This is a genomic window from Luteibacter sp. (assembly GCF_036499525.1).
Classification (GTDB): Bacteria; Pseudomonadota; Gammaproteobacteria; order Xanthomonadales; family Rhodanobacteraceae; genus Luteibacter.
On the sequence record NZ_DASYDO010000061.1, the window covers coordinates 23,756 to 35,386 of the forward strand.

Consider the following 11,631-nt stretch of genomic DNA (forward strand, 5'->3'; position numbering starts at 1 on the left):
AAGCGGAAACTCAGTGTGCCGCCGCACCGCCCGCGTTGCCGAACGGCGGCCTGGCGAACCAGAGGATGGGGATGAGCGCCAGGAACAGGATCGCGCAACCCCAGAAAACGTCGTTCACCGCCAGCGTCGCCGCCTCGCGGGTGACCAATTGGTCCACCACGGCCAGGCCAGGCTTGCCCGGAATGCCGAGCGCGGCGAGCTTCTGCGTGAACGCGGTGGTCGCCGGCGCCGTGTGGGTCACGTACTCCGTGAGCGATGCATGGTGGGATTCGGTCCGGTGCTGCCACAAGGTGACGGTGATGGCGGTCGACACGCTGGAAGCGAGCGTGCGGCAGAAATTCGCCAGGCCCGACGCACCCGCGATCTGGTCGGGATTGAGTCCGGACAGGAAGATCTGGTTGAGCGGAATGAAGAAGCAGGCGATGGCGATGCCCATGACGAAACGTGGCAACACCAGTGCCGAGAACGATGCGCCACTATTGAATCCGGCGAACCAGAACGAGGTGAAGGCGAATACGATGAAGGCGAAGGTCACCACCGCGCGGAGTTCCAGCCGCTGGATGTTCTTGCCGATGAAGGGCGAGACCAGGAAGGCGAGGATACCCACCGGCGCGGTGGCGAGACCGGCCCACGTCGCCGTATAGCCCAGCGTGGTCTGCAACCACAGCGGGAAGACCACGTTGATGCCGAAGAAGGCGAGCATGCCTAACGACAGCGCGGTGACGCCGATGGCGAAGTTGCGCCGCGCGAACAGCGACAGTTCCACCACCGGATGTTTCGCGGTGAGCTCCCAGATGACGAGGAACACGAGCGCCACCAGCGCGATGAGTCCCAGCGTGAGGATCATCGGCGACGCGAACCAGTCGTGGTCGTTGCCGTTGTCCAGCATGAATTGCAGGCAGCCCACGCCCACTATCAGCAGTCCCAGGCCGACGGTGTCGATGGGTGCTTTCACGATCTTCGTCTCGCGGCGGTGCAGGATGCTCCAGGTGACGATACCCGCGGCCACGCCCACCGGCACGTTGATGTAGAAGATCCACGGCCAGGAAAAGTTGTCGGTGAGGTATCCGCCGAGGATCGGACCGAAGATGGGCGCGACCACCACCGTCATCGCCCACATCGCCAGGGCGATGCCTTGCTTCGTCTTCGGGTAACTCGCCAGCAGGAGGGACAGCGACAAGGCCACCATCGGTCCGGAACCCGCGCCCTGCATCAGGCGGAAGATCACCAGCATGGGCATGTTGGTGGCGAGGCCGCAGAGCATCGAGAAGGCCACGAACAGGCCAACCGACGTGCAGAACGTGCGCACCTCGCCGAAACGCTTGGCCAGCCAGCCCGTGAGCGGCTGCATGATCGCGCTGGCCAACGCGTACGAGCTGATCGCCCAGGTGCCCTCGCTCGCACTCACGCCGAGGCTGCCGGCGATATGCGGCACCGCCACGTTGACGATAGTCATGTCGAGGATCTCCATGAACGTGGAGAACGCGACAGCAACCGTCAGCAGGACCAGGGGGCCGCCATGCAGCGGCTTCGGTCCCCCGTTGGCGGGGGCGTCGGAGAGGGCGGCGTCGTCGCTCAAGGGGCCTCGGCTCCGAGGTTGGCGCGCACGATGGTGTCCGCGGCGGCGTCGGCCTTGGCGGCCACGTCGTCATACACGCGGGTCTGGGCCACCGGCACGGTGGAAGGCTGCGGCGCGAGCACGTCGCCCTTGTCGTTAGTGATGTCGACCGTGACCTTGGTCGACAGTCCGATGCGCAGCGGATGCTTGTCTAGGTCCTTCGGGTCGAGCGCGATGCGCACGGGAACGCGCTGCACCACCTTGATCCAGTTGCCGGTGGCGTTCTGCGCCGGCAGAAGCGAGAACGCACTGCCCGTGCCGGCACCGAGGCCGATCACCTTGCCGTGGTATTCGACGCTGCCACCGTAGATATCGGACTCGATCTTCGCCGGCTGGCCGATGCGTACGTGGCGCAGCTGGGCCTCCTTGAAGTTCGCGTCCACCCAGAGGTCGCGCAACGGCACCACGGTCATCAGCTGCTGGCCGGGCTGCACGCTGTTGCCCACCTGCACGCCACGCAGGGCGACATAGCCGTCGATGGGCGCGACGATCGCGTTGCGCTGCGCGGCGATCCAGGCCTGGCGGAAGCTGGCACGCGCCTGCGCCACGGCAGGATTGCCTTCGACGTCGCTGCCGTCGACCAGCGCGCGGGCGGCGTCCGCCTGACGCTGTGCCGCGTCCAGCGCGGACTGCGCGCTCGTAACGGCGTCGCGTGCGTGCTGCACTTCCTCGGGCGCCACGGCTTTCTCCGCAAGCAACGGCACGCGGCGCTTCAGGTCATCCTGCGTGCGCTTCAGGTCCTGACGGCGGGCGACAAGGGCTGCGTCGGCGCCCGCGGCGGACTGCGTCTGCTGGCGTACCTGGCGGACGGCCTGGGCGAGGGCGCTGCCGGCCTTGCGCAAGGCCACGTCCGCATCCGTGGGATCGAGGCGCACGAGCACCTGGCCAGCGTTTACCCGTTGCGTGTCGTCGGCATACACGCCTACGACGATGCCGGGCACCTGGGCCGAGATACCTACCTGATTGCCGCCGACATAGGCGTCGTCGGTGGTTTCGCGCTTGGAGAACACGAACAGCCAGAGCAGGACCCAGACGAGGGCGGCGAGGACGATGACGATCAGCGCGATGAGCAGCGCCCGGCCGCGCTTGCGCTTGTCCTTGGGCGCGTTGCCTTCGTCGTCCTGGTCGCGTTGCGTGTCGTTGGGAGAGGCGCTCATGGGCTGACGGCTCCGTGGGTGCTTGATGCGGGCGGGGATGCGGTGGACTCGGCGCGGTAACCGCCGCCGAGTGCCTTGATGAGGGCGACGTCGGTGGACAGGGCCTGCGCATGCAGCCCGGCGTCCATGTCCTGCTGCTGGATAAGCGCGGCCTCCGTCACCAGCGACTCGCGGTCGTCGCGCACGCCACGCGCCGCGCGAGCACGGGCACTGGCGAGCATGGCGCTGGCCGCTTCGATCTGGGTGGCTTGCTCCGTCCTGCGATGGGCGAGTTGCTGCGCGCCCAGTGCCTGGGTGGCCACGTCGCGCGCGGCGGATGCCACGGTGGCGTTGTACTGCGCCACGGCGGCGTCGAGTTGGGCACGACTCACGCCGTGGTTCGCTTCCAGCGCACCACCTTCGAAGATCGGCAGGTGGATCGCCGGCGTAAGCGAGAACACACGGCTGTCGGCGGAGAAAACTTTGTCCATGTCGATGCTGGACAGGCCCGCCATGGCGCTCAGGCTCACGTCCGGGAAGAATTGCGCCCGGGCTGCATCGGTCTGGCGCAGCGCGGCCTCCACCTGCCAGCGGCTGGCGGCGATATCCGGACGGCGTGCCATGAGGTCGGTGCCGGCGCCGGCCGGAAGGCCCGGCGTGACGTCAGGCAGGGCGCGTGGCGCGAGCGCCGGCAGTTCCGCCGGCGATACGCCGACGAGCGTGGCGATCGACGCGCGGCGGGTATCGGCCGAACCTTGCAGGGCGACCCGCTGCTGGCGGGCGCCTGCCAGTTCGGCGCGCGCCTGCTGGGCGGTATCCGGAACGTCCACGCCTTGCTTCACGCGCAACTCGGCGATGCGCAGCGCGCGCTCGCGCGCCGCGACGAGCTTGTCGGCGAGCGCGACTCGCGCCTCGTCGGCGAGCCAGCCGAAATAGGTATCGGCCACCATGGCCTGGATGCCGAGCGAAGCCGCCGAGCGTTCGGCTTCCGCCGCACGCGCGCTGTCGATGGCGGATTCGATCGTGTAGCGCTTCTTCCCCCACCAGTCGAAGTCGTAGCGGACCTGGATGCCCAGGTCGGCCTGGTTGTACCAGGTGAAGCCGAGAAACTGCGACGGGATCAGGCCGTGCTCGCTCAGGCGCTGTCGAGCCACCTGGCCGCTGCCGTCCACGCGCAGGCCGGCCTGCGCCGCTGCGACGCGGATATTCTGCTCGGCGGAGGAGACACGCGTCTTCGCCTGCGCGAGATCGGGAGCACCGCGCAAGGCCATATCCATCAGCGTGTCGAGCTGCGGATCCCCGTAGGCGCGCCACCAGTCGGCGGCAGGCCAGCCCGCGCGCTGGGTGGTGGACAGGCCAGCGAGCGGCGCTTCGTCGCGGAGGGTGGGCCGGTCGATCTTCGCCGGTACATGGCAGGCGACCAGCGCGGCGACCGCGCATGCGAGCAGGGCGGGGCGGAGCGAGTCAGGAATCATGGGGAAACGTCCGGGTCGACCAGCGGGTCGATATGCAGGGCGAGTTTCTTCAGCAGCCGCTCGAAGGTTTTCCGTTCGTTGGGGCTGAAGCAGGCGAACGACTGGAGCAACGGCGGGAACAGGGGAGGCAGCATCTTGGTGACGAAGCGCCGCCCGGCGGGCGTGATCCGGAGGACCACCTGGCGCCGGTCGTGCGTGGCATGCGCCCGGGAAATCAGGTCGCGCTTGGCGAGCGCGTTGGCGATCCGCGTCATGTTCGTCGGCTTCTGCTCGGCGAGGGAACACAGTTCACCCGGGCTCGCGCTGCCGTCCTCGCTGCTGTATAGCATCATCAGCGTGCGGAAGTCGCTGTCGTTCAGGCCGTACGGCTTGAGCTGGCTTTCGAAGCCGCGCAGCAAAGCCCCCGCCGTCATCATCAGCATGCGCACGAGGAGCACCTCGGGAACCGGCATCTCCGGAATGCGCTGTGCGACACGGCCGACGCCTTCGTACATGGCGTCGACGAGTGGTTTGAGGCTAGGCATTTCGCTGGCTAATAGTTCGCTGGTGAACTATCAGGCTATCAAAGAATCCCTCGCGGCCGCAATATGCCGATACTCACAGCCGGAAGAGGGCGAGGGCGTTGGCTGTGGTCCGGGCGGCGACGCGCTCTTCGGACTCGCCGCGCAGGCGCGCCACCGTCCTCAGTACATCAAGCATGTAGGCCGGCTCGTTCCGTTCCCCGCGGCGTTGCGAACACGGCTGGTCGGGCGCGTCGGTTTCGAGTAGCAGCCATTCCAGCGGCATGTCCGTCACCACGCGGTGAATGCGGTGTGCGCGGTCGTAGGTCGCCGGGCCGCCTATACCGATGTGGAAACCCAGGTCGAACAGCTGCCGAGCCTGCTCCTCGCTGCCGGAGAAGCTGTGAACCACGCCTCGAAGGCCGCCGACGCGGCGCAACGTATGGATCACCTCTTCGAAGGCGCGACGTGCGTGCACGATCACGGGCAGGTCGTGCTCCCTGGCAATGTGCAGCTGCCGTACGAACAGCTCGCGCTGGCGCTCCGGGTCCAGTCCGTCGACATAGAAGTCGAGCCCTATTTCGCCGACGGCCACGGCACCGTGGTTGTCGAGCCAGCCGGGCAATTCGTCCAGGTGCGCGTCTTGATGGTTGAACAGGAACAGGGGGTGCAGCCCGAACGCTACGGAAACGCCTTTGCGCGACGCGGACAAAAGCTCGACCTTATCCCAGTTCCCGCGATCGATTGCCGGTACGATCCAGCGCCGCACGCCTGCCTCCGCCGAGCGCGCGAACATCTCGTCGCGATCGTCGTCGAACGAGCGGTCGTCCAGGTGCGCATGTGTATCGATGAGATCGAGCATGTGGGTGATGCCTGAATGAACGTCAGCGGGAGTCTAAGGCGTCATTCAGTTTAACGATTGTCAAATGGGATCGAGGTGGCCAGACCGCCGATCCACAGTGGAGATTAGTGTATGAGCAGGTTGAAGATTTCCGTCCTGAACGCCGGTTTGGGTGCGGCTCTGTTATTTGGCCTTTCCGCCTGCAACCGCGATGCGAATGCCGACGTGGCGAATGCGCCCGCCCCGGAAGCCGCGGCGCCTGCGGCCGCACCGATCGCCGCGCCTCCAGCGGCGGCCCCGGCGCCCGCGGGTCCGAAGTACGCGCGCGTGGTGAGCGTCGACCCGGTGCGCGAAGCGGCTACCGCGTCGAAGCGCGAGTGCCATGACGAAGTCGTCACCCATCGGGCGCCCGTCAAGGACCAGCATCAGATTGCCGGCACGGCCATCGGCGCCGTCGCGGGTGGCTTGCTGGGCAACCAGATCGGTGGCGGCAAGGGCCGCACGCTGGCCACGGTCGCCGGCGCGGTGGGCGGCGGTTACGCCGGTCATGAGGTCCAGCAGCGTCGCCAGGAGACGAACACGGTGAGCAGCACGGTGCGCAAGTGCAGCACCGTGCCCGGCAGCGGTGGCAACAAGGTCGTAGCCTATGACGTGCGCTACGAATACAACGGCGTGACGCGTTCGGTCCGCATGGACCACGACCCGGGCGACCGCGTCGAAGTGCAGGAAGGCGTCTCGGTGGTTTCGGACGCACGTTGATCCCACGGTCCCGCGGGAGGGCTAGCCATGCACAGCATTGTTCGCAAGCTTGGCCTCGTCGCCGCTGCCCTCGCCACGCTGTCGTTGACGGCGTGCTACGAGCAGCCGCGACGGGTGTATCACGATGATCGCGTCGCGTATTCCAACGCGCCGCGGGGATGTTCGCAGTGCGGCGTCGTTGACGACATCGAGCAGGTCTACGCGCAGAAGGGTTCCTCTCCCCTGGGCGCCGTGATCGGCGCTGTTGCCGGTGGCCTTCTGGGCAATACCATCGGCAAAGGTGACGGGCGTTCGGCCGCCACCGTGGGCGGCGCCGTCGCAGGCGGTGTCGTCGGCAACCAGGTGGGCAAGCGCAACGGCGCCGACGACGTGGCGTTCCGCGTGCGCATACGCCTGGACGACGGCCGCTGGGCCACGGTGACGCAGCACGAGGATCCGCAACTCCGCCGCGGCGACTATGTCGAAGTGCGCGGGGATCGCGTATACCGCCGATAGCCGTAAAGACGTCCAAAAAAAAGACCCTCGTCCGAGGGTCTTTTTTTCCCGGAGATCCCAAGCTGCCCGCCTGGATCTCCTTTTCCCCGCACGTTGTAGCGCGTCAGTTGACGGCGTAAAACGCGTGTTCGCCGATCTTGCGCACGACGCGGCTGGCGGACCAGCTCGGTGAGACGGCGACGGTGGCGAAGTGATCGGCCTGCGGAACGTAGACGAGGCGTTCGCTTTTTGGCAGGCTCCAGTTGTTGAGGGAGTCGCCGGCGATCTTCCACGCCTTCGTCCACGCGACGAGATCGGTGACCTCGAAATCCTTTGGCGTGGTGGTGATGGCGAACTGGCGTGGAGCCTTGACGACTTCGCACACGTTGTTGCCACCCATGCGGCGGTCGCGCCGCCTGAGTGCGACTTCCGCCACGGCGTACTGGCCGATGGTGGGTTCGCTGCGTGCCTCGAGGTACACCGTCGTCGCCAGGCACGTCTGGTCGGCAAGGTGGCTAGGAAGGACGGACGCCATCCAGAGCAAAGCGGAGAGTTTCATGTGTTTCTGCCTCCAACGAGCTTTTCCGTCACTTGCGGCTGGAAAGCCATGGGAGACGTATGAGCGGTAGACGGGCGGGCAGGCCGTTACTACCTGGACCAACCGACGGCATCCGATGAATCGGGAAACACGGATGACTCGGGCGTCACACACTGTGACTGTACTGGGCGACTGTCCGGAGCCGTCCTGTATGGGGTTGTTGGCTCGCGCAGGTTCGAGGGTGCGCGGTGCTCTTCTCCGGTGGGGACCGGGTCGCGCCAGAACCGTCATCTTCGACGGATCGTCGCGGGTGTAACCGTGTCGAAACACCACGGCCACATAAATGGGATCGGCGGAGCCTAGTGGCGCTCTCCGAATTGCGCAAGTGCGCGATCTGTTTGGTTCAGCTTCGACTCACACGATTACGCGAACAAATTTTTACGATGTAGCGCACATTACGCAGCGAATGTAGAAATGACATGAAGGCGCGCATCGCCGATGTCAAGAGTTTCCACCTGCGACATCGTGTCGTCGAGTACAACAAGAGTCGTAGGTGATTGGCTGATGCGATCCTGCATCAACACGATGCCCGCATCCTTTCCGTTAATGCGCAGCGTTTGTCCTTCGTCAAGCGCGATGCTGCCTTCGATGCGCGCGCTGCGCAGATGACGTTTGTGCCCACCGAGGAAATGCAGGCGCGCGGCGATTTCCTGTCCGGGAAAGCAACCTTTGTCGAACGCTACCGCGCCGAGTCGTTCCATCGACAAGGCGGGTGGTAGCAACGTGCCGAGCGCGGCATCGGGCAACCACGCATAACCGTTCGCGATGTGTCGTGCGATCCATGCATCGTTGCCACTATTTTTTCCCACACGCAACGACGCATCGCCTTCGCCGAGCGACAACGTGCCGCTGTCGTCTTCGCGTGCGCAGCCGTCGCCGAACGCGTCGCCATCGCTCACGTGCAGTTCTCCGGATACATCGATCCTCACCTTCGAACGAAACACGAAGCGGCCGAGATCCTGCGCAAGCGTGCGCGCATCGCCGCCCCGCGGCACCAGCACGAACCGGTCGTCGGCGAGGCGGGCGACCTGGAGCAGTGCCCGCACCCGGCCCTTGGGGTCCAGCCAGCCGCTCCACTGCCAGCGGCCCGTGGACAGGACGAGGACATCGCTGCCGAGCTGGGCGTTGGCGAAGCCGGCGGCGTCGGGGCCGGTGAGGGTGATCGTGCGAGTGGTAGTGCTCGGCATGCGGGAGGCAAAGAGGATGGGGAGGGAGTAAGATATACGGTCCGGCCGCGCCCTTCCCAAGGTCCCTGGCGATCGTCAAGGTTGTGCTGCCGTGGCACAGGTATTACGCTTTCAGGGCTTTATAACCATGTCCGACAATCCCTCCGAACCCAAGGGCACGAACGATTCCGCTCCGGCGAAGCCGCTCGTTCCGCCGGTCGTCCCCACGAACGGCGAAGCAGGGGTCGAGAAAGCGCCATTGGACCCAACGCGTTACGGCGACTGGGAAAAGAACGGACGCTGCATCGACTTCTGAGAACCGGAAGGCGAGGAGAGACCGTCGGGCACCAGCGATTCCAATCAGGATAGCCGCCATGGCACAAACGGGACGCCCGCTCTCACCGCACCTCCAGGTCTACAAGTGGCAAGTGCAGATGGTGACATCCATCCTGCATCGCGCCACCGGCATCGTTCTCGCCGTCGGTAGCCTTCTCCTCGTATGGGGCCTTGCAGCCGTCGCCTCCGGCCCGGACGCCTTCGCGACGTTCAAGGGCTACGCCGGTAGCACCATCGGCACGATCGTGCTGATCGGCTGGACCCTGGCCTTCTTCTACCACCTCGCCAACGGTATCCGTCACCTGGCGCAGGACACCGGCGCGGGTTACTCCATTCCCGCGTTCGTCCGCAACAGCTGGCTGTCGATCGTCGTCTCCATCGTCCTCACGGTGGTCGTATGGGCATACGTGCTCGCCGGAGGCCACGCATGAGCAGGGATCTGCGTAATCCGCTCGCCCGCGCGCGCGGGCTGGGCTCGGCGAAGGAAGGCGTCAGCCACTGGCTGGTCCAGCGTGTCACCGGCCTCGCGCTGGTCTTCCTCACTGTCTGGTTCGTGGTCACGACGCTCGGCCTGATGCACTCCGACTATGCGAGCGCCCGCGAAACGCTTGGGAAACCCTGGAACGCGGTGCTGCTCGTCGCGCTCCTGATCACTACGTTCCGCCATGCGGTGCTCGGCCTTCAGGTCGTGATCGAAGACTACGTCCACACGCGCTGGCTCGAAGTGGCCTCGCTGGTGATCATCAAGTTCATCGCCGTACTCGCCATGCTCGCTGGCGTACTGGCTGTGCTGCGCGTCGCGCTCGGAAGCTGATCGATGGAAGCCTACAAGGTTCAACAACACAAGTACGACGTGATCGTGATCGGCGCCGGCGGCGCCGGTCTTCGCGCCACCTTCGGGCTGGCCGAGAAGGGTCTCAAGGCCGCGTGCATCACCAAGGTCTTTCCCACTCGCTCGCATACTGTGGCGGCGCAGGGCGGTATCTCGGCGGCGCTCGGCAACATGGGCGAAGACGATTGGCGCTTCCACTTCTACGACACGATCAAGGGCTCCGACTGGCTCGGTGACCAGGACGCCATCGAGTACATGTGCCGCGAAGCCATTCCGGCCATCATCGAGCTGGAACACTACGGCGTGCCGTTCTCGCGTACCGAGGAAGGCAAGATCTACCAGCGCCCGTTCGGTGGCATGACCACCCACTACGGCCAGGGCACCGCACAGCGCACTTGCGCGGCGGCCGACCGTACCGGCCACGCCATCCTGCACACGCTGTACCAGCAGGCGCTGGCGCACGATGCCACGTTCTTCATCGAATACTTCGCCATCGACCTCGTCTTCGAGGACGGCAGGTGCGTCGGCGTGCTCGCGCTCGACATGAACGAGGGCACCCTGCACCTGTTCCGCGGCCACGCCGTGGTGATGGCCACCGGTGGCTACGGCCGCGCGTACTTCAGCGCCACCTCGGCGCATACCTGCACTGGCGACGGCGGCGGCATGGTGCTGCGCGCGGGCTTGCCGCTGCAGGACATGGAGTTCGTGCAGTTCCACCCGACGGGTATCTACGGCGCCGGCTGCCTGATCACCGAAGGCGTGCGCGGCGAGGGCGGTTACCTCACCAACTCCGATGGCGAGCGCTTCATGGAGCGTTATGCCCCGAACGCGAAGGACCTCGCCTCGCGCGACGTGGTGAGCCGCGCGATGACCATCGAGATCCGCGAAGGCCGCGGCGTGGGCCCGAACAAGGACCACATCCACCTGAACCTGATGCACCTCGGCCCCGAGGTCATCCACGAGCGTCTGCCGGGCATCGCCGAATCCGCGCGCATCTTCGCGGGCGTCGACGTCACCAAGGAGCCGATCCCGGTGCTGCCGACCGTCCACTACAACATGGGCGGCATCCCGACCAACTATCACGGCGAAGTCGTCACCAAGCTTGATGACGATCCGGATGCCGTGGTACCGGGCCTGTTCGCCATCGGCGAAGCGGCCTGCGTATCGGTGCACGGCGCGAACCGCCTCGGCTCCAACTCGCTGCTCGACCTGGTGGTGTTCGGTCGCGCCGTGGCGAACCGCTGCGCCGAGGTCGTCAAGCCGGGCACGCCGCACAGCGACCTGCCGGCGAACGCGCTGGACAAGGTGCTGGGCCGCTTCGACGCGCTGCGCTACGCCAATGGCGGCACGCCCACGGCGCAGATCCGCGCCGACATGCAGAAGACCATGCAGTCCGATGCCGCGGTGTTCCGCACCGGCGACACACTGAAGGAAGGCTCCGAGAAAATCTCCGAGGTCTTCACGAAGTTCCAGGACGTGAAGGTCACCGACCGCTCGCTGGTCTGGAACTCCGACCTGATCGAAACCCTGGAGCTGTCGAACCTGCTTGGGCAGGCCGTGGCCACCATGCATTCGGCCGAGCAGCGCCCGGAGAGCCGCGGTGCCCACGCCCGTGAGGATTTCCCGGATCGCAACGACCACGACTGGCAGAAGCACACGCTGGTATGGATCGACGAAGCCGGCAAGTCCAGCTTCGACTTCCGCCCGGTGCATATGTACACCCTGACGGACGACGTCGAAGTCGTGCCGCCGAAGAAGCGCGTTTACTGATACCGGACCGGAGAGGCAATCGTGGCAGAGTTCACGCTACCCAAGAATTCCAAGATCCAGGCCGGCAAGCATTTCCCGGCGAAGGGCGCGAAGAACGTGCGCACCTTCAAGGTCTATCGCTGGACG

The 11,631-nt window shown here is 65.9% G+C and carries 13 protein-coding genes and 1 pseudogene; 7 read left to right on the top strand and 7 right to left on the bottom strand.

Annotated features, from left to right (window positions below):
* Positions 1 to 10 precede the first annotated feature (10 nt).
* The 5 genes from VGM71_RS11470 to VGM71_RS11490 all read right to left on the bottom strand — a co-directional run bounded on the left by VGM71_RS11470 (position 11) and on the right by VGM71_RS11490 (position 5,591).
* Positions 11 to 1,579, bottom strand: coding sequence for a DHA2 family efflux MFS transporter permease subunit (locus VGM71_RS11470; protein WP_331545185.1), 1,569 nt, complete (start codon positions 1,577 to 1,579; stop codon positions 11 to 13).
* Positions 1,576 to 2,775 carry an efflux RND transporter periplasmic adaptor subunit gene (locus VGM71_RS11475; protein ID WP_331545187.1) on the bottom strand — a complete coding sequence of 400 codons (1,200 nt, stop codon included), beginning with the start codon at positions 2,773 to 2,775 and terminating at the stop codon, positions 1,576 to 1,578. Before VGM71_RS11475 ends, VGM71_RS11470 begins: the two co-directional genes overlap by 4 nt.
* The gene (locus VGM71_RS11480; protein ID WP_331545189.1) at positions 2,772 to 4,229 is read right to left on the bottom strand and encodes an efflux transporter outer membrane subunit; all 1,458 of its coding nucleotides are present in this window, start codon (positions 4,227 to 4,229) and stop codon (positions 2,772 to 2,774) included. The genes VGM71_RS11475 and VGM71_RS11480 overlap by 4 nt, the downstream gene beginning before the upstream one ends.
* Positions 4,226 to 4,753: a MarR family winged helix-turn-helix transcriptional regulator gene (locus tag VGM71_RS11485; protein ID WP_331545191.1), complete on the bottom strand. Its 528-nt coding sequence runs from the start codon at positions 4,751 to 4,753 to the stop codon at positions 4,226 to 4,228. The genes VGM71_RS11480 and VGM71_RS11485 overlap by 4 nt, the downstream gene beginning before the upstream one ends.
* A 73-nt stretch (positions 4,754 to 4,826) precedes the next feature.
* Positions 4,827 to 5,591 carry a TatD family hydrolase gene (locus VGM71_RS11490; RefSeq protein WP_331545193.1) on the bottom strand — a complete coding sequence of 255 codons (765 nt, stop codon included), beginning with the start codon at positions 5,589 to 5,591 and terminating at the stop codon, positions 4,827 to 4,829.
* Between the two features lie 111 nt (positions 5,592 to 5,702).
* Between VGM71_RS11490 and VGM71_RS11495 the strand changes: the two genes are divergently transcribed.
* Both VGM71_RS11495 and VGM71_RS11500 read left to right on the top strand, forming a co-directional pair.
* Positions 5,703 to 6,329 (top strand): glycine zipper 2TM domain-containing protein, encoded by a 627-nt coding sequence (locus tag VGM71_RS11495; RefSeq protein ID WP_331545195.1) that lies wholly within the window; start codon positions 5,703 to 5,705, stop codon positions 6,327 to 6,329.
* Positions 6,330 to 6,356: 27 nt separating this feature from the next.
* Positions 6,357 to 6,824, top strand: a complete 468-nt coding sequence (locus VGM71_RS11500; protein ID WP_331545197.1) for a glycine zipper 2TM domain-containing protein — start codon at positions 6,357 to 6,359, stop codon at positions 6,822 to 6,824.
* A gap of 103 nt (positions 6,825 to 6,927) precedes the next feature.
* Here VGM71_RS11500 and VGM71_RS11505 read toward each other — a convergent pair whose 3' ends face one another.
* Both VGM71_RS11505 and VGM71_RS11510 read right to left on the bottom strand, forming a co-directional pair.
* Entirely contained in the window at positions 6,928 to 7,362 is a 435-nt protein-coding gene (locus tag VGM71_RS11505; RefSeq protein ID WP_331545199.1) for a cell wall hydrolase, read from the bottom strand.
* Between the two features lie 434 nt (positions 7,363 to 7,796).
* On the bottom strand, positions 7,797 to 8,588 hold the full coding sequence (locus VGM71_RS11510) for a folate-binding protein (RefSeq protein ID WP_331545201.1): 792 nt from the start codon (positions 8,586 to 8,588) through the stop codon (positions 7,797 to 7,799).
* 127 nt (positions 8,589 to 8,715) lie between these two features.
* Here VGM71_RS11510 and VGM71_RS11515 point away from each other — a divergent pair, with 127 nt between their 5' ends.
* The 5 genes and pseudogenes from VGM71_RS11515 to VGM71_RS11535 all read left to right on the top strand — a co-directional run.
* Positions 8,716 to 8,883 (top strand): DUF1674 domain-containing protein, encoded by a 168-nt coding sequence (locus VGM71_RS11515; RefSeq protein ID WP_167023934.1) that lies wholly within the window; start codon positions 8,716 to 8,718, stop codon positions 8,881 to 8,883.
* A gap of 58 nt (positions 8,884 to 8,941) precedes the next feature.
* Positions 8,942 to 9,334 carry a succinate dehydrogenase, cytochrome b556 subunit gene (sdhC, locus tag VGM71_RS11520; RefSeq protein ID WP_331545205.1) on the top strand — a complete coding sequence of 131 codons (393 nt, stop codon included), beginning with the start codon at positions 8,942 to 8,944 and terminating at the stop codon, positions 9,332 to 9,334.
* Complete coding sequence (sdhD, locus tag VGM71_RS11525; protein WP_331545207.1) at positions 9,331 to 9,717, top strand: succinate dehydrogenase, hydrophobic membrane anchor protein; 387 nt, start codon at positions 9,331 to 9,333, stop codon at positions 9,715 to 9,717. The genes sdhC and sdhD overlap by 4 nt, the downstream gene beginning before the upstream one ends.
* A gap of 3 nt (positions 9,718 to 9,720) precedes the next feature.
* Positions 9,721 to 11,505, top strand: a complete 1,785-nt coding sequence (gene sdhA, locus VGM71_RS11530; RefSeq protein ID WP_331545209.1) for a succinate dehydrogenase flavoprotein subunit — start codon at positions 9,721 to 9,723, stop codon at positions 11,503 to 11,505.
* Positions 11,506 to 11,526: 21 nt separating this feature from the next.
* Positions 11,527 to 11,631: pseudogene (locus VGM71_RS11535) on the top strand (succinate dehydrogenase iron-sulfur subunit); the annotation flags it as partial.

What these genes read in the sequence shown, in the direction of transcription:
- VGM71_RS11475 (WP_331545187.1), bottom strand. Translation starts at nt 2,775, where the DNA reads ATGAGCGCCTCTCCCAACGACACGCAACGCGACCAGGACGACGAAGGC.
- sdhD (WP_331545207.1), top strand. Translation starts at nt 9,331, where the DNA reads ATGAGCAGGGATCTGCGTAATCCGCTCGCCCGCGCGCGCGGGCTGGGC.
- sdhC (WP_331545205.1), top strand. Translation starts at nt 8,942, where the DNA reads ATGGCACAAACGGGACGCCCGCTCTCACCGCACCTCCAGGTCTACAAG.
- VGM71_RS11515 (WP_167023934.1), top strand. Translation starts at nt 8,716, where the DNA reads ATGTCCGACAATCCCTCCGAACCCAAGGGCACGAACGATTCCGCTCCG.
- VGM71_RS11510 (WP_331545201.1), bottom strand. Translation starts at nt 8,588, where the DNA reads ATGCCGAGCACTACCACTCGCACGATCACCCTCACCGGCCCCGACGCC.
- VGM71_RS11480 (WP_331545189.1), bottom strand. Translation starts at nt 4,229, where the DNA reads ATGATTCCTGACTCGCTCCGCCCCGCCCTGCTCGCATGCGCGGTCGCC.
- VGM71_RS11505 (WP_331545199.1), bottom strand. Translation starts at nt 7,362, where the DNA reads ATGAAACTCTCCGCTTTGCTCTGGATGGCGTCCGTCCTTCCTAGCCAC.
- VGM71_RS11500 (WP_331545197.1), top strand. Translation starts at nt 6,357, where the DNA reads ATGCACAGCATTGTTCGCAAGCTTGGCCTCGTCGCCGCTGCCCTCGCC.
- VGM71_RS11485 (WP_331545191.1), bottom strand. Translation starts at nt 4,753, where the DNA reads ATGCCTAGCCTCAAACCACTCGTCGACGCCATGTACGAAGGCGTCGGC.
- sdhA (WP_331545209.1), top strand. Translation starts at nt 9,721, where the DNA reads ATGGAAGCCTACAAGGTTCAACAACACAAGTACGACGTGATCGTGATC.
- VGM71_RS11495 (WP_331545195.1), top strand. Translation starts at nt 5,703, where the DNA reads ATGAGCAGGTTGAAGATTTCCGTCCTGAACGCCGGTTTGGGTGCGGCT.
- VGM71_RS11490 (WP_331545193.1), bottom strand. Translation starts at nt 5,591, where the DNA reads ATGCTCGATCTCATCGATACACATGCGCACCTGGACGACCGCTCGTTC.